The sequence below is a fragment of the Streptomyces sp. NPDC088354 genome (assembly GCF_044753585.1).
GTDB lineage: Bacteria > Actinomycetota > Actinomycetes > Streptomycetales > Streptomycetaceae > Actinacidiphila.
Genome location: NZ_JBIVNJ010000015.1, coordinates 90,696 through 108,552 on the forward strand (window position 1 = coordinate 90,696; position 17,857 = coordinate 108,552).

The window sequence follows — 17,857 nt, forward strand, 5'->3', positions numbered from 1 at the left end:
CTCCGCGGAGTTGAGGGTTGCGCCCGCGGCCCGGACGTGCTCGGACCCGCCCGGAGCGTCCCCCGGATGGGCTAGGTTGCGGGCCATGGCAAGTGTGCTCGTCGTGGAGGACGACCAGTTCGTGCGCTCCGCCCTCATCCGGCACCTCACCGACGCCGCGCACTCCGTACGGAGCGTGGGCACGGCCCTGGAGGCGCTGCGCGAGGTGGCGCAGGTCGGCTTCGACGTGGTGATCCTGGACCTCGGCCTGCCGGACCTGGACGGGGCCGAGGCGCTCAAGATGCTGCGCGGCATCACGGACGTCCCGGTGATCATCGCGACCGCGCGGGACGACGAGTCGGAGATCGTGCGCCTGCTCAACGCCGGTGCCGACGACTACCTGATCAAGCCGTTCTCGGTCGAGCACCTGTCGGCCCGCATGGCCGCCGTGCTGCGCCGCTCGCGCGCCCGCGAGGCCGCGGAGGTGATGCGGGTGGGCGGGCTGCAGATCGACGTGCTGCGCCGGCAGGCCGTACTCGACGGTGCGCCGCTGGATCTGACGCGGCGTGAGTTCGACCTGCTGTCCTTCCTGGCGGCCCGGCCGGGTGTGGTGGTGGCGCGGCGCGAGCTGCTGTCGGAGGTCTGGCAGCAGTCGTACGGCGACGACCAGACCATCGACGTCCATCTGTCCTGGCTGCGGAGGAAACTGGGCGAGACCGCGGCCCGCCCCCGGTACCTGCACACCCTGCGCGGGGTGGGCGTGAAACTGGAGCCGCCGCGGTGAGATGGGCCCTGGTCAAGGTCTGCGTGGCGGTCACGGCGATGGTCGTGGTGGCCTTCGCGGTGCCACTGGCCCTGACGGTCAAGGAGATGGCGCGCGACCGGGCCATCGGCAACGCCGAGCGCCAGGCCGCCGCCATAGGCCCGGCCCTGGCGATCACCACGGACCGGGCGCAGTTGGAACGCGCCGTCGCCTCCACGCAGGCGGGCGCGGACGGCCGGATAGCGGTGAGCGTGCCGGCCACCGAGGGCACGGACGGGGTACGGATCGGCCGCCCGCACGCGCCGGACGCCGAGGTGGAGGGGGCCTCCCGGCTGGGCCGGGCGGCCACGGTGCCGGTGCCCGGCGGGTACGCGCTGCTGCAGCCGACCGCCGTCGGCTCCGGTTCGGTGGCGGTGGTGGAGGTCTTCGTCCCGGACGGCGAGGTGACCCGCGGGGTCACCACCGCGTGGGCGGTGCTCGCGGCCGTCGGCGTGGGCCTGATCATCGGGGCGGTAGCGGTGGCCGACCGGCTGGGCACCCGGATGGTGGGCCCGGCCAAGCGGCTCGCGGACGCGGCCAACGGCCTCGGCCGCGGCGACCTCACGGTGCGCGTCCCGGAGGACGGCCCGCCCGAACTGCGCTCGGCCGCGGTCGCGTTCAACGCGATGGCCGACCAGGTCGTGCAACTGCTCGCCAACGAACGGGAACTGGCCGCCGACCTCTCGCACCGGCTGCGCACCCCGCTGACCGTGCTGCGGCTCAACGCCGCGTCCCTCGGCGACGGCCCGGCGGGCGAGCAGACCCGGCACGCGGTGGCCCAGCTCGAACGCGAGGTCGACCAGATCATCCGCACCGCACGCGCCCAGCAGGCCCAGGACAAGCCGGTGGCGGTGGGCTGCGACGCGGCCGCGGTGATCCGCGAGCGGATGGCCTTCTGGTCGGCGCTCGCCGAGGACCAGGGCCGCGAGGCCCGCACGGCCGGCGTCGACCGCCCGGTACGCGTCCCGGTGGCCCGCGCCGATCTGGTCGCCTCGCTCGACGCCATGCTCGGCAACGTCTTCCGCCACACCCCGGAGGGCACCGCCTTCGCGGTGGACGTGCACAGCGGCGAGGACGCGGTGATCGTCCTCGTCTCCGACGCGGGCCCCGGCATCAACGACCCCTCGGCCGCGATGCGCCGCGGGCAGGGCGCGGGCGGCGACGGCTCGACGGGACTCGGCCTGGACATCGTGCGCCGCCTCGCGGAATCCACCGGCGGCGACGTCCGCATCGGCTCCTCGGTGCTCGGCGGCGCCGAGATCCGCGTCTGGATCGCCCTGCGGCCCTATGCCTCCGGCGGCAAGCGCACCCACCGTGTGGTCCGCCGCCGCCGCGGCAGACGGCCCCCGGCACGCTCGGAGGCCTGACCCCCGATGTCCCGCTCCGATTGACACCGACATGTTCGTCGGATTCGCTGCGAGAGTGACCTCGCACCCCCTCACGCCGCACCGCGTGTCCCTCGCCCTGCTGGCCATGACGCTGACCGCCGTCGGCTGCCAGGGGACACCGTCCGCTCCGGAGTCCCTGGTCGCCACCGCGCGCGCCGCCGTCGCCCCCGCCGCCCCGGAGGCGTCCTGCGTGGACCGGGTCCTGGCGGGGATGAACGACACCCAGCGCGTGGGCCAGCTCTTCATGGGCGCGGCCAAGCTGACCACGCCGCCGAAGGCGGACCTGGACGCGATGCGCACGTACGCGGTCGGGTCCGTCTTCCTCGCGGGCCGCAGCACGGCCGGCGTCGCGAAGACCCGGACCCTGGTCGACAGCCTGCAGAAGTCACTCGGGCGGACGGTGGCGGGGCAGCGGGTCGGCCTGCTGGTCTCCACCGACCAGGAGGGCGGCCAGGTGCAGGTCCTCAAGGGCCCCGGCTTCTCCACCATCCCGAACGGCAAGACACAGGGCACGTGGTCGGCCGCCACGCTGCGCACGCGCGCACAGGGCTGGGCGAAGCAGCTCAAGAGCGCGGGCGTCAATGTGAACCTGGCGCCCGTCGCCGACATCGTGCCCGCCTCGATCGGCACGGCGAACATCCCCATCGGCCGCTACGGACGGCAGTTCGGCTCGACGTCCGCCGTGGTGTCCCCGCACGTCACGGCGTACGTGCAGGGCTCGAAGTCGGCCGGCGTGCTCACCACGCCCAAGCACTTCCCGGGCCTCGGCAGCGTGCGCGGCAACACCGACACGACCGCATCCGTGACGGACACGACGCTGACCCGCACGGGCAGCAACATCGCCCCCTTCCGCGCGGGCATCTCCGCCGGTACGGGTCTGGTGATGGTCTCACTGGCGACGTACAAGCGCATCGACCCCCAGCACAAGGCCGCGTTCTCCTCGCTGATCGTCAACCAGATGCTCCGCCACGACCTGGGCTTCAAAGGCGTGATCATCTCCGACGACCTCGGGCAGGCGAAGTCCGCCCAGTCCGTGGCGCTCAGCCAGCGTGCCCTGACCTTCCTCCGCGCCGGCGGCGACCTCACCCTCACCGTCACCCCCAAGGGCATCCCCACCATGGCCGAGGGCATCCGCTACGCCATGCGCCACGACCCGAAGGTGCGCACCCTGGTGCAGAACAGCGCCCGACGCATCCTGACCGCCAAGCAGGCCGCGGGCGCCCTCCGCTGCACGAGCTGACGCGGTCCCCCCGGTGGCGCGTGGACCGGCCGGTGGCGGTCGCGCGGCCGCCCCGCACCGGCCCGCGTGACCTCAGGCGTCCTCCTCGCCCCGCCCGAAGAAGGTGCCTCCCTCGAGCTTCCGGTAGGCAGTCTCGGCTCTCGCCGTCCACGCGTCCACATCGGCCGCCATCGAAGGAAATCTCTCCTTGAGAGGCCCGGCCAGTGCGGCGATCTCCGCCCAGGAGTCGGCAAGGTAGGTCTCGTTCTCCAGACCGATCGCGACGGCCACCCGGAAGGAGTCGTCCGATCTCAGCCACCGCTTCCCCACGTCGACGATGCGGGCGGCGTCCTGGGCGTCGATGATCCACGACATGGAGAGCAGCTGCTCCGAGACGTACCCCGGAGTGACGCCGGGCGCCCTGTGGTCGACGAGAAACGCCATCACGTCCTCAATGCTCGCCATCACGGCCTCCTGTGCGCGCCACTCGTGCGGTCCGCCACCGTCCACGGCGGAGCGTCACCGGCGGGTGACCCATGATCAGGGCACACGTGATCCACGTCGAGGGGCGGCACCCAGCCGCACCGCGCTCACCTCGGCCTCAGGCCGCCCTTAGCCGGACCTTAAGCGCGTCATAAGAAATCGAACGCACGCCCAGCTCAGGCCATTTGTCCGAATACCCCTCGCTAGCGTGCCGGTTCATGAGGAACTCACATCGCCGTCGTCCCACGCGCAAGGTCGCCCTGCTCGGGGGCCTCACCGCGGGCGCGGTCGTCGCGGCCGGCGCCTTCGCTCTCGCGGGGTCGGCGCAGGCCGCCACCGTCGGTGCCGCGTACAGCAGGACCAGCGACTGGACCACGGGCTACACGGGCCAGTACGCGATCAGCAATTCCTCGGGCTCGACGCTGTCCGACTGGACACTGACGTTCGACCTCCCGGCGGGCACCAGCATCAGCTCGCTGTGGAACGCGACCTGGACGGCCGCCGGTCAGCACGTGACCGTGCGTCCCGCGAACTGGAACAAGGACATCGCCGCCGGGCAGGCGGCACAGGTGGGCTTCGTGACGAAGTCCTCCACGACGGCGGGCAACCCCGTCAACTGCCGGATCAACGGCGTGAAGTGCTCGGTGGACGACGGCGCGACCGCCACCCCCAGCGGCCGGCCCACCGCGACCGCCGCCCCGACGGTCGCCCCGACCGCCACGCCCTCCCCCACCCGGACCGCGACGGCCGCGCCGACCCCGACCTCGACGCCGACCCGCACCGCGACGCCGACGGCCACCGCGACCCCCACCGCGACCGTGCCCCCGGCCTCCGGCGCGACCGCCGGCTTCGCGCCGTACGTCGACACCTCGCTCTACCCGGCCTTCGATCTGCTCGCGCACTCCCGGTCGACCGGTGTGAAGCAGTACAACCTGGCGTTCGTCACCGACGGCGGCGGCTGCACCCCCAAGTGGGGCGGCGTCACGGACGTCGCCGCGGACGCGGTGGCCGCCCAGATCGGCGACCTGCGCAGGTCCGGCGGCGACGTCCGCGTCTCCTTCGGCGGCGCGTCCGGCTCCGAGCTGGCGACCACCTGCTCCTCCCCCGCGGCGCTCGCCGCCGCGTACGGCAGGGTCGTCGACACCCTCAAGCTCACCAAGGTGGACTTCGACGTCGAGGGCGGCGCCATCGCGAACGTCACCGCCAACTCCCGGCGCGCCAAGGCCATCGCGCAACTCCAGGCGGCCCACGGCGGCCTGGAGGTCTCCTACACCCTGCCCGTCATGCCGACCGGCCTCACCCAGGAGGGCGTGCACCTGCTTGCCGACGCCAAGGCCAACGGGGTGCGCATCGCCGCCGTCAACATCATGGCGATGGACTACGGCGCCTCCTTCAGCGGCGACATGGGCGGTTACGCCATCGACGCCGCCACCGCCACCCAGGCGCAGATCAAGAGCGTGCTCGGACTGTCGGACACGGCCGCCTGGAAGGCCGTCGCCGTGACACCCATGATCGGCGTGAACGACGTCAGCAGCGAGGTCTTCAGGGTCGACGACGCCTCGCAACTGGTGGCCTTCGCCAAAGCCAAGGGCCTGGGCGGGCTGTCGATGTGGTCCGCGACCCGCGACAGGCGGTGCCCCGGCGGTGCCAGGAACTCCGCCGACCCGACCTGCAGTTCGATCGTCCAGGACGCGAGCGCGTTCTCGAAGGCGTTCGCCGCCTACGACCGCTGATCCCCCGGGATCGCACCGGGATCACCGCATCCCCCGTCAGCCATCTCCCGATCCCCCCACACGAGCGCCCCGGCCGGCAGTTCACCCACGCCCCGGCCGGGGCGCTCTTCTCATGTGCGCGGGTGCGCGGGCCGGTTCAGCAGGCCGTCGAGCAGCGCGGCCAGGCCGGCCTCGTACTGCGTGCGGCCCGAGTCCTGTGCGGCGCTGAGCTCGGGGGCGAGGCCGGTCAGCGACGGATAGCGCTCAGAGGGGAGTTCGGCGAGGCGCTCGCGGATCTTCTCGCGGAGATTCACCTCCGCGTCGCACTCGGCGCGCTTGCGGCGCACGGCCCACATGGCCGAGCCCACCGTGTACTGCATGAGCGCGACCTGGCCGGCGGCGGCCGCGGCGGGCTCCAGGCCCGCGCAGCGCAGCAGGCAGAGCATCCGGTCGATGACGCTCAGCGCCTCGTCGCCGCGCAGCGGACGGCTCGCCAGCAACTGGAGTGCTGCGGGATGTTCACTGAAAAGCCGGTACACCCCCACACACAGTTCAATAAGCTGCTCGCGGGGCGCGCCGGCGTCCGGGGGAATCTCGATCTCACCGAGCAGCCGCTCGTTCACGGCGTCATTGAGTTCCTCTTTTCCCTTGAAGTGCGAGTAGACGGCCATCGTGCCCACGCCCAGCTCCTGGGCGAGCGCGCGCATGGTGAAGGCCTCGGGCCCGTCACGGTCGAGAAGCGCGACGGCTGCGTCGAGGATGCGGTCGGGGTTGAGGGTGTTGCGGGGGACGCGGCGCCGTGGGGAGCGGGCCGGCGGGGTGACAGTCATGAGGGATGCGTGTCCGGTCATGGGGAGCGGTCGGTGAGCGGTTTCCTTGATTCTCCCGCGTTCACGGGCAACCCATGACGGTTGTGCGGCGTCTTTTCGCACGCGTTCACGAGCGCACCATGGTGAACCTCGGACGAACCAGGAGTTACCGGAATAGGCGGGGGTGGTGTTCGGGTTGCCTAGCGTACGTCGTACGGTAGTCCGCATGAGCTCTCACAGGGAGAGGACGGGGAGAACGGCCCGATGACCATGACCACCACCGCGCCGCGGGCCGCCACCTACAGGGGCGGCCTGCGCTGGTGGACCGAGCTGCCGCTGATCGCGGTGGTGTACGGCCTCTACACGACGGGACGGCTCCTGGTACGCGGGGACGTGGTGCGGGCGGTGGACCACGGCATCGCCATCCTCCACCTGGAAACGGCACTCACCCTGGACCCCGAACGCTGGCTCAACACCCTCTTCAGCCGTTACCGGGCGCTCGGCATTCCCGCCGACTTCTGGTACGCCTCACTGCACTACCTGGTCACCCCCACCGTGCTGGTCTGGCTCTGGCGACGGCGCCCGACCGTCTACCGCTTCGCCCGCACCTGGCTGATGACCTCCACCCTCATCGGGCTGATCGGCTTCACCCTGGCGCCCACCGCCCCGCCGCGCCTGCTGGCGGGGCGGCACGGTTTCGTCGACACCATGGCCCAGTACGGCTCCTACGGGTGGTGGGGCGGCGACGCGAGCGCCCCGCGCGGCCTCGGCGGGCTCACCAACCAGTACGCGGCGATGCCCAGCCTGCACGTCGGCTGGTCGCTGTGGTGCGGCGTCATGCTCTGGCGCCACGGGCGGACCCGTTTCGTGCGCGCCCTCGGCATCGCGTACCCGCTCGGCACGACCCTTGTTGTCATGGGCACCGCCAACCACTACTTCCTCGACGCGGTCGCCGGCGCGGCGGTCATGGGCCTCGGCTTCCTGCTCACCAAACCGTTCCTGCGCGCCGTGGACGGCTTGCGGGGCGCGGTCACCGCACGGTTCGCGGGCCCGCCGCGGCAGGTCTCCTCCCCCGTGGTCGCCTCCTCGCGGGACGCCGCCCGGGCCGAGCGCCCGGCCGGGCGGCAGGCCGCGCACCCGGCCGTCCCCGCCCAGCGCGGGGCCCGGCCACCGGCCCGGGAGTCCCACGGCTGAACCGCGGTGGCCCCCGTTGTCGGTGGGGAGTGCGAGACTTGCGCGGGTGAGCACTACGCACGATCTGCGAGAGCGGTTGGCGGGGCTGCGCGGCCCGGGAACCACGCCGCGCCCGATGGACGCGCGGGCCCTGGCAGCGCTGGCGGCGAACCCGGGCTGCCGGCGCCGTGCGCTGCTGGACGCCGCGGGGGTGGACAAGGCGGCCGTGGCCGGCGTGCTGGGCAACCCGGCGCCGTTCGGGCAGTCGCAGTTCGCGTTCATCCGCGGCCACGCCTTCGAGGCCCGGGTCAAGGGGAACGGCTGCGCCGAGCTGCTGCGCCTGCTGGGCGCGCCGGAGGACACCGCAGTGGCGCTGCCCGACCTGACCGCGCCCGGCCCCGAGGGCCGCGTGGAGCGCACCCGCCTCGCGCTCAAGGAGGCCACCGCCGCGGCCCGTTGGACGGTGCTGGACCATCCGCTGCTGGCCCTCGAGGTCGCCGACTCCCCGGTCTACCTGGAGCCGGACGCGATCGCCGTGCGCCCCGACGGGTCGTGGACGGTGATCGAGGTCAAGTCCTTCCCGATCCTGGACGGTTCGGCGGACGCGGTGAAGGTCGGCGCCGCCGCCCGGCAGGCCGCGGTCTACGTCCTGGCCCTGGAACGGCTCGGTTTCGGCGCCCCCGACCACCGCGTGCTGCTGGTGTGCCCCAAGGACTTCTCCAACCTCCCGGTCGCCGAGGTCGTCGACGTCCGCAAGCAGTTGTCGGTCACCCGGCGGCAGCTCGCCCGGCTCACCCGGATCGAGGAGATCGCCGACACGCTGCCCGAGGGCACGACCTTCGACCTGCGGCTCGCCGACGACCGGCGCACCCCCACCCGCCCCGGGCCGGAGCTGCGCGCCGCGGTGGACCTGCTGCCGGCGGCGTACGCACCCGAGTGCCTGGCCAGCTGCGAGCTGTCCTTCCACTGCCGCGAGCAGGCACGGGCCTGCGGCGCCGTGGAGGCGCTGGGCCGCGGGGTCCGCGCCGAACTCGGCTCGCTCACCGACGTCGAGCAGGTGCTGGCGGCCGCGCTCGGCGACGACGGCAACGGCGACCGCGGGGGCGACGGCGCATCCGCGTCCGGCAGACCCGCCGTACCCGACGACCCCGCGGTGGCCGCCCTGCGACGGGCCGCCGCGCTCCGTGCGGAGGCGCTGGGATGTCGCTGATCTCCGTGCTGGCCAGGGCGGAGGCGATGGCGACCGGGCGGGCGACCCCGCTCGCGACCGTGCGCCACCGCCACCTGTCGGACCGACCGCTGGTCCTGGTCCTGCTCACCACCGCCGGCGAGGTCGGCGCCCCTCTCGGAGCGCTCGTCGGTTCCGCGCGCACCGAACCCCGGCTGCTGACGGTTCCGCAGCCGCGCGACCGCGACCTGCGCTTCGCCTTCCTCGCCGAACTCGCCCAGATCGTGCTGCCCTACCTGGAGAGCTTCGCCGACGACACCGAGACCGAGCCCGCGACACGCAACCGCGAGGAATCGGAGGTCTGCACCGACGCGCCCCAGCTGCTGGTGGCCAATTCCGCGGCCGTGGACTACGTCCGGCTGCTCGGCCGCTCCACCCGCTTCCGCCGGACCGCCGAGGACGACCCGGACGAGCCGCACCCGGTACCCGCGCGGGTGCCGCTGCTCGGCCGGTGGCTGACGCACTACGGGGAGCGCGCCCGCACCCCCGGCTCCTCGCTGCTGCTGTCCGCGACCGAACTGCTGACCCGGCACTGGGCCACCGGCCAGAGCAATCTGGAGGACCAGCACCTCGGTGCCCTGCTCGCCTGGATCGACCCACCCGAGGACGTGCCGGGCGCCGAGGCGGCGCGCCGCGCGGAGAGCGTGCGCGGCAGCGACGGACTGCTGGAGTGCCCGCCGGCGGGCCCCGCCACCGACCCCGTGTTCGACAACGCGGTGCTCGCGCCCGCCACGGCCCGCTTCGACGCAGGCGTCCCCGGCGCCGCGGACGAGATCGCCGCACTGCTCGCCGGGCAGATGCGTCCCACCTGGGACGCGATCTGGCGCTCCCTCGACCTGCTCCGCGAACTCCCCGAGGGCGCCCACGTCGAGGAGCGGTGGAAGCGCGACCGCTGGTCGTACACCTCGCACCGGGACCGGGTACGGGCCGGGGAGCCGCCGCAGCCGCGACGCGACGACGCGGTCTCCGCGGCGCAGAAGCTGGCCGGGCGGGAGACCGCGCAGGTCCGGCTGGAGGCGCAGGAGGCCCTGGACGACCCGCTGGAGATGGCGGGCCGGCGGCTGGCCGGGCAGGCGTTCGCGGGCGAGGTGGTGGACGTGCGGATGGCGATGAGCGAGGGCAAGATCCCCAAGCCGCGCCCGCTGGTGACCGTGGCGACCGAGGACCGGCCGCATCTCGACCCGGACGCCAAGGTCTACCGCGCCCTGCCGGACGGCCGCACACAGCAGGCGCAGTTCGTCGAGTGGGCCGGGCCGGGCGCCGTGCTCCTGCGGGTGGTGAACGGCATGGGCCGGTCCAAGGTCCCCGACCCCGGGACCGTGCCGGAATCCGGTGACGCCACGTGCTGGACGCTGTTCGAACACGCCCCGCGTGGCGGCGCGGGGCTGCCGGACCCGGAGGACACCCCGTGGACCCACGGCGGCCCCCCGGGCGCGGCGACCGCCGCGGGCACCGCTGCCGCCAGCACCACCACCTCAGCCGCGCTCGCCGAGAGCGCCGACCCCGCGACCGCGGAGGACTACCTTTGAGCCCGAGCCCGGTGAGCGAGGCGGCCCGGGCCGCCGACGCCGCGACCGAGCGGATCCTGCACGACACCCTGCACGGCACGCACCGCGGCGTGGTCGTGGACTCCCCGCCCGGCGCGGGCAAGTCCACGCTCGTAGTGCGCGCCGCCCAGGAGCTGGTCGCGGCGGGCGAGTCCCTGATGGTGGTCGCCCAGACCAACGCCCAGGTCGACGACCTGGTGGACCGCCTGGCGACGGCCGACCCCGCCCTGCCCGTCGGCCGGCTGCACGGCAGCGACTCCCCGCCGGACCCGGCGCTGGACCGGCACGCTTCCGTACTGAAGTCGACCAAGGCGGCCGACCTGACCGGGGCGAAGGTGGTGATCGCCACCGCCGCGAAGTGGGCCTTCACCGCGGCCTCCAAGGACGTCGAACCGTGGCGGCACGCCATCGTCGACGAGGCCTACCAGATGCGCTCGGACGCGCTGCTGCAGGTAGCCGGGCTGTTCCAGCGGGCGCTGTTCGTGGGCGACCCCGGGCAGCTGGACCCGTTCAGCGTGGTCGGCTCCGAGCAGTGGGCGGGGCTGAGCTACGACCCCTCGGCGAGTGCGGTGGTCACCCTGCTGGCCCACAACCCGGGACTGCCGCAGCACCGGCTGCCGGTGTCGTGGCGGCTGCCCGCCTCGGCGGCACCGCTCATCTCGGGTGCCTTCTACCCGTACACCCCGTTCCGCAGCGGCACCGAGCCCGGCGAGCGGCGGCTGACCTTCGGCGTGCCCGGCGACGGCTCCGGCCCCGACCGCGTGCTCGACGAGGCGGCGCTGGCCGGCTGGGGCCTGCTGGAGCTGCCGGCCCGCCGCACACCGCGCACGGACCCGGAGGCGGTGCGCGCGGTCGCCCTGGTGACCCGGCGGCTGCTGGACCGGGGCGGGGTGGCGCACTCCGAACGCGGCACCGCGCCGGTCGGGCCGGACCGCATCGCGGTGGGCACCGCCCACCGCGACCAGGCGGCGGCGGTCCGGGCGGCGCTGGCGGACCTCGGGGTCCGGGGTGTGACGGTGGACACGGCGAACCGGCTGCAGGGCCGGGAGTTCGACGTCACCGTGGTGCTGCACCCGCTGTCGGGGCGCCCCGACGCCACGGCCTTCCACCTGGAGACCGGCCGGCTGTGCGTGCTGGCCTCCCGGCACCGCCACGCCTGCGTGGTGGTGTGCCGGGCGGGTGTGCCGGAGCTGCTGGACGAGCACCCCTCGACGGAGCCGGTGCAGCTCGGGGTGACGGTGAAGTTCCCGGACGGCTGGGAGGCCCATCACGCGGTCCTCTCCCATCTCGCCGAACACCGCGTGACCTGGCATCCCTGACGCGTCCCCGCCCGGTTCCCGCCTCACCGAGGTCCTCTTGCGCGAGGCGGGACAATAGAAGGCGCCGACGATCCTGGAGGTACGTACATGTCCGAGCCGCAGTCGGCTCACAGCGCGGCGGGCAAGCCGCCCGCCCCTCGGCTGAAACCCGCCCAACTTCTCTTCGAACCGGCGGCGATCGCCGAGGACGACGAGCACTTCTTCGACCTGGAGTCCATGGAGGACCCCAGAGAGCTGCTGGCGCGCTCCACCGAGCTGGCCCTGGCGTTCCGGGCCGCCGCGGACCGCGCCACCGAGTTCCAGGCCATGGCCGCGGCGCAGCTCGCCGACCCCAAGCGCTTCGACCGGCTGGTGCCGGCGGCGATCGCCGAGCAGGCGGGCTGGTCGGAGGACTACGCCAAGCGGATGATCGAGTTCGGCCAGGGCCTGCTGCAGGGCGGTTCCGCGGGCTCGTAGCGCCCGCGCATATGCCGCATATATGCGGCGGGGGCAAGGTACCCGACCCCCGGCCCGCGTGTCCCCCCTTCTACCGGATTGGCGTAACGACACGTTCACGCACGGTAGTTGTATATGTCATGAGTGATGGGCAGTGGCACACATGGCCGGGGGGCATGATCGATTCTGCTTCCTCAGGCGTACCCGACGCGGCACGCTCCGCCGCGTACCGGCACGCGCAGTACGTGACCCCCGACGGAGCCGACTGGCTGGCCTCCGCCAGCGCCTTCCCGCGCAGCGTCCGGGCGCTGTGGTCCGCCCGGCCCACGGCTCCCACCGTGCTGCCCTGCGGCACGGCCTTCGACGTGGTGAACCTGCCCGCGCTCCTCGGCCGCCGCGTCCTGGAGCAGCTGTGGTCCGCGGGCCCCGGCTCCGGTCCCGCCGCCGAGTGCCGCGGGCGCATCCTGCTGCTCGTCGCGCCCGGCACCGCGCAGCGGCTGCCCTCCCTGCTGTCCTGGGAGGAGTGGGGCAGACCCGTGCCGCCCCTGCTCTGCCACGGCGAGGGCGACTCGGTGGCCCTCCCCCCGCCCTACGCCGACTGCTCCACCGCCCGCTCCCGCTGGCTCGTCGCCCCCGACACCCACCGCCCCTGGCTCCCGGGGGCCGCCGAGGTGCTGTGGGCCTGCGTCCGGGCGGCCCGCTGACCGGCCGGCCGGGCGCCGGAATATCGATTTTCACCCGCCCGCAAGCGGATGCTAATCTCTACGACGTGAGCAAGCGCCGCTAGCTCAACTGGCAGAGCAGCTGACTCTTAATCAGCGGGTTCGGGGTTCGAGTCCCTGGCGGCGCACCATCATCGACGGGCGCCCTCCCTCCGGAGGGCGCCCGTCGTCGTGTGCGCGACACTCCGCGCCGGCTCCGTCCGCCAGGGGTGGCGGTTGGTGATCCGCACCGTCCACGCGTCGTCGGCCGGGTCGTGGGCGAGGACCTCGACGGTGAGGCCGGAGGCGGGGTCGGCGAAGTGCTCGCCGGGCCGGAAGGGCGCGTCGTTGAGGGAATTGAACGACGCGCTGCTGTACTCGCAGGCCGAGGTGGCGGGGTGGGCGTCGCGGACGGTGACGGGGCCGTGGCCGGAGTCGACGTCGGTACGGATCCGGTACACGAGGACGCCCTCGCGGCAGGCCTCGGCGTCGTTGCCGCGAGCGGCACGGGCCTCGACGACATAGGCGCTGGTGCGGCCGAGCGGGACGACCGCCGCCTTGCGGCCGCCGGGGACCTCCACCGGGGACAGCCGCACCAGGTGCGTCGCGGCGTCGCGGACGCAGAGGATCTGGGCGTCGTCCAGCCAGCCCAGGCGCCACTTGTGCCAGGCGAACAGGTCGCCCTGCAGACCCCAGTCCAGGGACATGCTGTCCCACTGGCCGGCCAGGGTGTCGGTGCGGCCGAAGCGGTCGACGGCGTACAGGTCGGGCAGTCCGAAGGCGTGGCCGTTCTCGTGGCTGAGCACGCGCGCGCCCGACTGGTCGTGACCGTATATCAGGGACACCCGGTCCAGGTGGGCGCCGTCGTCGGTGGTGGCGGCGGAGGCGCCGGTCCAGGTGACGGAGAGCACCGCCTGGTCGGCGGGCGGGCCCGCGTTGGGCGTGACCAGGATGTTGACCAGGCTGTAGCCGGAGAAGTCGATCTTCTTGTCGGCGACCCGCAGCAGGTCGCGCATCATGGCGGTGTGCGCGGTCCAGCCGTAGCCGCGCCCTATGCCGTACGCGGTGAAGGGGCGGGGCATGCGGATCCAGTGGAGCACGGGCGTGGAGTCGTAGCGCAGCCTGCCGTACGAGGCCCGGTGGAACCACTGCCGCACGGCGGGGAAGAACTCGCGGTAGCGCTCCTTGGCGGGGGAGGGGGCGGGCTTGTCGGGGAAGTCGACCATGAGGGTGAGGGCGCGCACGTCGCCGGTGGCGGCGGCGAAGTCGCGCCCGCCGTCGCTGAACCCCTCCGACATGGCCGTGCCCGGCGCCGCGCGCAGGGCGCAGGGCCGGTCGGCGGGCGGCAGGCCGGCGGCCGTACCGCTCCTGGTGACGGCGCCACTGCCCGCCGCGAAGAGCATCACGCAGGCCGAGACGGCCAGCGCCCGTGATCCGCGCACCGCCTAGCCCTGCGTGACCCGGACGGTCCAGGAACCGTCCTGGTGGCGGGCGACGACGTCGATCCGCGAGTCGGAGCCGACCGCGTACCCCTGGCCCGCCCGGAAGGGGGCGTCGGCGAGCGGCGGGTAGACCGAGACCTGCGAGCAGCCGGAGGTCCGCGGGTGGCCGTCGATGACGTCCACCGGGCCGTCGCCGGACTGGACGTCGGCGCGCACCCGGTACATCAGGACGCCCTCGGTGCAGGTCAGCCGGTCGTTGCCGGTGGCGGCGCGGACCTCGACGGCGACGACGGACTTGAGCCCGGCGGGTACCACGAGGAGCTTGGTGCCGCCCGGCCGTTCGACCGGGGTGATCCGGTAGGTGTGCGTGCCGCTGTCGACGACGCAGTGGACCTGCGAGGAGCGCAACCAGCCGAGCTTCCACTTGTGCCAGGCGAACAGGTCCGGCGCCAGTCCGAACTGACTGCCCATGATGTCCCAGTCCCCGACGTGGGTGTCCCAGTCGGCATGGCTGCCGACCGGGGGCCGGTAGTACAGGTCGGGCAGGTCGAAGGCGTGTCCGGTCTCGTGCGCGAGGACGTTGACGTCCGGCGGGTGGCTCTCGAAGACGGTGACGAAGCGGCGCAGTTCGACGCCGTCCGCGTGCAGCGGCGAGCCGAGGCTGACCACCTTGGTGGCGTCCGGGTCGACGCCCGGGGCGTCGGGGTCGGCGACGAGGTAGACGACCTTGTAGCGGCGGAAGTCCACGCGCGGGTCGGCGGCCGCCACCGCGTCGTCGAGGAAGCGCGAGCGCACGGGGGCGCCCCAGTCGCGTGCTATCGAGTACGTGGTGGAGGGCAGCGGCATGCGCAGCCAGACCGGCACGACGTGCGGCCGCAGCCGGAAGGCACCGTAGGAAGCGCGTGCGAAGTACTGCGCGGTGGCCGGGAAGTGGTCCGCCGCCAGTTGGTCCGGGGTGAGGCTGGGCCGGGCGTCCGGGAAGGACAGGAAGATCATCACGGCGTCGACGTCCGCCCGGGGCCGCGGGTAGGAGGGGTCCCAGGACGACACGCCCTCGGAGTGGTGGGCGGTGCCGCGCGGCAGGACGCACACCTCGCCACCGGCACCGCCCGCGGAGGGTCCGGTGACCAGGGTCCAGGCCACGACGGCGGCGAACACGCTCATCGCCGCGACCGCGGCCCGCAGCACGCGACGGGCGGCGCGCGGGGATTCACCCCTGCGAACACGCCGATGCGCACGTATGGGTAGCCCTGGCAACGGCACGTGGACCTCCCGGACGGTGTCGGGACACCCCCATCACGCTGCTATGTTTTGCGGTGTTTCGCCCCCTTGTGCTGCTCCGCCTGGGTTACCGTCCGATCACTACAGTGCGTAATGAGTGACGGAAAACGATCAATTCAATTCACGACGCGACGAGAAATGACCAACGCCACACCCCGGACGCCGAGAATCACCGCTACGGCGGTGGCCTCGCCATTCGGAAAACCTCTATGATCGGCACATTTCCAGGATGAACACCGCCTCTTGGCGGTCATTCGATCCCTCCACGACCATGTGTGCGAGACGACAGCAATACGGGAGTCAGCGATGGGCGGACCCTCGGGAGGCCCCGACCTCGACCCCGAGATGACGGCCCCCACAGTCACTCAATGTCATCCTCCGGCCTCGGAACGGACGGTCTCGGAGGTCCACGACTACCGCGCCGCCTTCAACGTGGCGCGGCTGCCCATGGCGCTGATCGGCCCCGACGGCCGGGTCCGCGAGGCCAATCCGGCGCTCGGTCAACTGCTGGGCGCCGACCCGGTGCGGCTCACCGCGCTCACCGCCGCCGAGCTCGTCGGCCTCGCGGGGATCGGCGGTCCCGACGACCGGGCGCCGGCCGCGCGGACCACCCAGGGCGATCCGGCAGACCGGCCGGGCGGCACGAGCACGGAGCCCGGCCCGGCCACCGAGCCCGTGGAGTCCGCCGAGGCCCCGGAGAGCACGGAGAACACGGAGTACGCCGAGTACGAGGCGGTACTCACCGGCCGCCGCGAGGAGTTGCGCCGCACCCGTCCGGTCCGCGGGCCGGACGGCCGCACCGTGTGGGCCGAGGTCGTCGTGGTCCCGGTCCCCGGCGGGGTGCTGCTCTCGGTGGAGGACCTGGGCGAGCGCCACGAACTGCGCGAGCAGTTGCGGCACCTGCGCATGCACGACCCGGTCACCAAACTCCCCAACCGCCAGCTGTTCTTCGAACGCCTGGCCACCGCTCTGGAGGGCGCCGGCAGCCGGACCGGCCGCATCGGCCTGTGCTACCTCGACCTCGACGGTTTCAAGGCCATCAACGACACCCTCGGCCACCGGACCGGCGACCGGCTGCTCAAGGCCGTCGCCGAGCGGCTGACCGACTGCGCCGCACGGCTCGGCCGCGGCGGCACGCTCGTCGCCCGGCTCGGCGGCGACGAGTTCGCCGTCCTCATCGAGGACTCCACCGGCACCGGGCAGGCCACCGCGCTCGCCGAGTCCGTACTGACCGCGCTGCAACGTCCGTTCGACCTGTCCGGTCACCGGCTGGCCGTCTCCGCGAGCATCGGCGTGGTCGAACGTGAGGCGTCGGGGACCACGGCCACCGGCATCATGCAGGCCGCCGACACCACGCTGTACTGGGCGAAGGCGGACGGCAAGGCCCGCTGGACGCTGTTCGACCCCGAGCGCAACGCGCACCGCATGACCAAGCAGGCGCTGTCCAGCACGCTGCGGCAGGCGGTGGAGCGCGGGGAGTTCGTCCTGGAGTACCAGCCGCTGGTCGAGCTGGGCAGCGGCAGCCTGCGCGGGGTCGAGGCCCTGGTGCGCTGGGAGCACCCGCACTTCGGGCTGCTCGGACCGAACCGGTTCATCCCGCTGGCCGAGGAGAACGGCTCGATCGTCCAGCTCGGCCGCTGGGTGCTCGCCGAGGCGTGCCGCCAGACACGGCAGTGGCAGAAGGACCACCCGGACGACCCGATCTTCGTCAGCGTCAATGTGGCGGTGCGCCAGGTCTGGGACTCCGACCTGGTCGCGGACGTGGCCGAGATCCTGGACGACACCGGGCTGCCGCCCGAGCTGCTGCAACTGGAACTGACCGAGTCGGCGGTGATGGGCTCGGCGGGCCGGCCGCTGCAGGCGCTGCACGCCCTGCACGAGATGGGGGTGCACATCGCCATCGACGACTTCGGCACCGGCTACTCCAACCTGGCCTATCTGAGCCGGCTGCCGGTCTCCGCGCTGAAGCTCGACGGCACCTTCGTCCGCGGCTTCCGCGACACCCTGCACCCGAACCCGGCCGACGAGACGATCGTCGAGGCGCTGGTGCAGCTCGCCCACCGGCTCGGGCTGACCGTGACCGCCGAGTGCGTGGAGAACGCCGAGCAGGCGGAGCGGCTGCGGCGGATCGGCTGCGACACCGGGCAGGGCTGGCTGTACTCGCGGCCCGTTCCGCCGGAGCGGATCGCCGAACTGCGGCGGGACGCCGCGGGGGACCCGGCGCCCGGGTCGCCACGGGAAGCGGCGGAGCCGGAGCCGGAGCCGGGGCAGCAGGGGGCACCGGGAGAGCCGGAGGAATAAGCGGAGTCGCTCTCCGGTTGTGACTGCCCGTACGCAGC

General features: G+C 73.3%; 15 protein-coding genes and 1 tRNA gene. 12 read left to right on the forward strand and 4 right to left on the reverse strand.

The features are described from left to right. The first annotated feature begins 85 nt into the window (after positions 1-85). From ACIP98_RS22515 to ACIP98_RS22525, 3 genes are read left to right on the forward strand one after another with little or no spacing between them, the layout of a single operon-like run. Positions 86-763, forward strand: coding sequence for a response regulator transcription factor (locus ACIP98_RS22515; RefSeq protein ID WP_319661545.1), 678 nt, complete (start codon positions 86-88; stop codon positions 761-763). Beyond that, entirely contained in the window at positions 760-2,148 is a 1,389-nt protein-coding gene (locus ACIP98_RS22520) for a sensor histidine kinase (protein ID WP_401977646.1), read from the forward strand. Before ACIP98_RS22515 ends, ACIP98_RS22520 begins: the two co-directional genes overlap by 4 nt. A gap of 55 nt (positions 2,149-2,203) precedes the next feature. Beyond that, positions 2,204-3,409, forward strand: a complete 1,206-nt coding sequence (locus ACIP98_RS22525) for a glycoside hydrolase family 3 N-terminal domain-containing protein (RefSeq protein WP_401977647.1) — start codon at positions 2,204-2,206, stop codon at positions 3,407-3,409. Positions 3,410-3,481: 72 nt separating this feature from the next. On the opposite strand, the gene ACIP98_RS22530 is transcribed toward ACIP98_RS22525, so the two are convergent. Beyond that, a complete protein-coding gene (locus ACIP98_RS22530) occupies positions 3,482-3,853 on the reverse strand; it encodes a hypothetical protein (RefSeq protein WP_401977648.1) in 372 nt (123 codons plus the stop codon). A 236-nt stretch (positions 3,854-4,089) separates the two neighbouring features. On the opposite strand from ACIP98_RS22530, the gene ACIP98_RS22535 reads away from it, so the two are divergent. Next, complete coding sequence (locus ACIP98_RS22535) at positions 4,090-5,604, forward strand: cellulose binding domain-containing protein (RefSeq protein ID WP_401977649.1); 1,515 nt, start codon at positions 4,090-4,092, stop codon at positions 5,602-5,604. 110 nt (positions 5,605-5,714) lie between these two features. Here ACIP98_RS22535 and ACIP98_RS22540 read toward each other — a convergent pair whose 3' ends face one another. Continuing rightward, positions 5,715-6,413: a TetR/AcrR family transcriptional regulator gene (locus ACIP98_RS22540; RefSeq protein WP_319661550.1), complete on the reverse strand. Its 699-nt coding sequence runs from the start codon at positions 6,411-6,413 to the stop codon at positions 5,715-5,717. A 243-nt stretch (positions 6,414-6,656) separates the two neighbouring features. On the opposite strand from ACIP98_RS22540, the gene ACIP98_RS22545 reads away from it, so the two are divergent. The 7 genes from ACIP98_RS22545 (at position 6,657) to ACIP98_RS22575 (ending at position 12,947) form a co-directional block, all read left to right on the forward strand. Then, positions 6,657-7,586 (forward strand): phosphatase PAP2 family protein, encoded by a 930-nt coding sequence (locus tag ACIP98_RS22545; protein WP_401977651.1) that lies wholly within the window; start codon positions 6,657-6,659, stop codon positions 7,584-7,586. 115 nt (positions 7,587-7,701) lie between these two features. After that, positions 7,702-8,775 carry a hypothetical protein gene (locus tag ACIP98_RS22550; RefSeq protein ID WP_319661595.1) on the forward strand — a complete coding sequence of 358 codons (1,074 nt, stop codon included), beginning with the start codon at positions 7,702-7,704 and terminating at the stop codon, positions 8,773-8,775. After that, the gene (locus ACIP98_RS22555) at positions 8,766-10,322 is read left to right on the forward strand and encodes a hypothetical protein (protein ID WP_319661552.1); all 1,557 of its coding nucleotides are present in this window, start codon (positions 8,766-8,768) and stop codon (positions 10,320-10,322) included. Before ACIP98_RS22550 ends, ACIP98_RS22555 begins: the two co-directional genes overlap by 10 nt. Beyond that, the gene (locus ACIP98_RS22560) at positions 10,319-11,659 is read left to right on the forward strand and encodes an AAA family ATPase (RefSeq protein WP_319661553.1); all 1,341 of its coding nucleotides are present in this window, start codon (positions 10,319-10,321) and stop codon (positions 11,657-11,659) included. The genes ACIP98_RS22555 and ACIP98_RS22560 overlap by 4 nt, the downstream gene beginning before the upstream one ends. Before the next feature lie 87 nt (positions 11,660-11,746). Further along, positions 11,747-12,115: a hypothetical protein gene (locus tag ACIP98_RS22565; protein ID WP_319661554.1), complete on the forward strand. Its 369-nt coding sequence runs from the start codon at positions 11,747-11,749 to the stop codon at positions 12,113-12,115. 155 nt (positions 12,116-12,270) lie between these two features. Continuing rightward, on the forward strand, positions 12,271-12,798 hold the full coding sequence (locus ACIP98_RS22570) for a bifunctional DNA primase/polymerase (RefSeq protein WP_401977653.1): 528 nt from the start codon (positions 12,271-12,273) through the stop codon (positions 12,796-12,798). 73 nt (positions 12,799-12,871) lie between these two features. Further along, a tRNA-Lys gene (locus ACIP98_RS22575) sits at positions 12,872-12,947 on the forward strand. Here the strand turns inward: ACIP98_RS22575 and ACIP98_RS22580 are convergent. Both ACIP98_RS22580 and ACIP98_RS22585 read right to left on the reverse strand, forming a co-directional pair. Next, on the reverse strand, positions 12,948-14,237 hold the full coding sequence (locus ACIP98_RS22580; protein WP_319661556.1) for a M6 family metalloprotease domain-containing protein: 1,290 nt from the start codon (positions 14,235-14,237) through the stop codon (positions 12,948-12,950). It abuts the tRNA gene before it with no gap. Positions 14,238-14,240: 3 nt separating this feature from the next. Beyond that, on the reverse strand, positions 14,241-15,401 hold the full coding sequence (locus ACIP98_RS22585; RefSeq protein WP_401977655.1) for a M6 family metalloprotease domain-containing protein: 1,161 nt from the start codon (positions 15,399-15,401) through the stop codon (positions 14,241-14,243). Positions 15,402-15,824: 423 nt separating this feature from the next. Here ACIP98_RS22585 and ACIP98_RS22590 point away from each other — a divergent pair, with 423 nt between their 5' ends. Further along, complete coding sequence (locus tag ACIP98_RS22590) at positions 15,825-17,819, forward strand: putative bifunctional diguanylate cyclase/phosphodiesterase (RefSeq protein ID WP_401977657.1); 1,995 nt, start codon at positions 15,825-15,827, stop codon at positions 17,817-17,819. The last annotated feature ends 38 nt before the right edge of the window (positions 17,820-17,857 follow it).

Bases quoted from the DNA above. Each gene is read 5' to 3' on its own strand.
- ACIP98_RS22515 (WP_319661545.1), top strand. From the start codon at position 86: ATGGCAAGTGTGCTCGTCGTGGAGGACGACCAGTTCGTGCGCTCCGCC.
- ACIP98_RS22530 (WP_401977648.1), bottom strand. From the start codon at position 3,853: ATGGCGAGCATTGAGGACGTGATGGCGTTTCTCGTCGACCACAGGGCG.
- ACIP98_RS22535 (WP_401977649.1), top strand. From the start codon at position 4,090: ATGAGGAACTCACATCGCCGTCGTCCCACGCGCAAGGTCGCCCTGCTC.
- ACIP98_RS22540 (WP_319661550.1), bottom strand. From the start codon at position 6,413: ATGACTGTCACCCCGCCGGCCCGCTCCCCACGGCGCCGCGTCCCCCGC.
- ACIP98_RS22545 (WP_401977651.1), top strand. From the start codon at position 6,657: ATGACCATGACCACCACCGCGCCGCGGGCCGCCACCTACAGGGGCGGC.
- ACIP98_RS22550 (WP_319661595.1), top strand. From the start codon at position 7,702: ATGGACGCGCGGGCCCTGGCAGCGCTGGCGGCGAACCCGGGCTGCCGG.
- ACIP98_RS22555 (WP_319661552.1), top strand. From the start codon at position 8,766: ATGTCGCTGATCTCCGTGCTGGCCAGGGCGGAGGCGATGGCGACCGGG.
- ACIP98_RS22565 (WP_319661554.1), top strand. From the start codon at position 11,747: ATGTCCGAGCCGCAGTCGGCTCACAGCGCGGCGGGCAAGCCGCCCGCC.
- ACIP98_RS22570 (WP_401977653.1), top strand. From the start codon at position 12,271: ATGATCGATTCTGCTTCCTCAGGCGTACCCGACGCGGCACGCTCCGCC.
- ACIP98_RS22585 (WP_401977655.1), bottom strand. From the start codon at position 15,401: ATGAGCGTGTTCGCCGCCGTCGTGGCCTGGACCCTGGTCACCGGACCC.
- ACIP98_RS22590 (WP_401977657.1), top strand. From the start codon at position 15,825: ATGGGCGGACCCTCGGGAGGCCCCGACCTCGACCCCGAGATGACGGCC.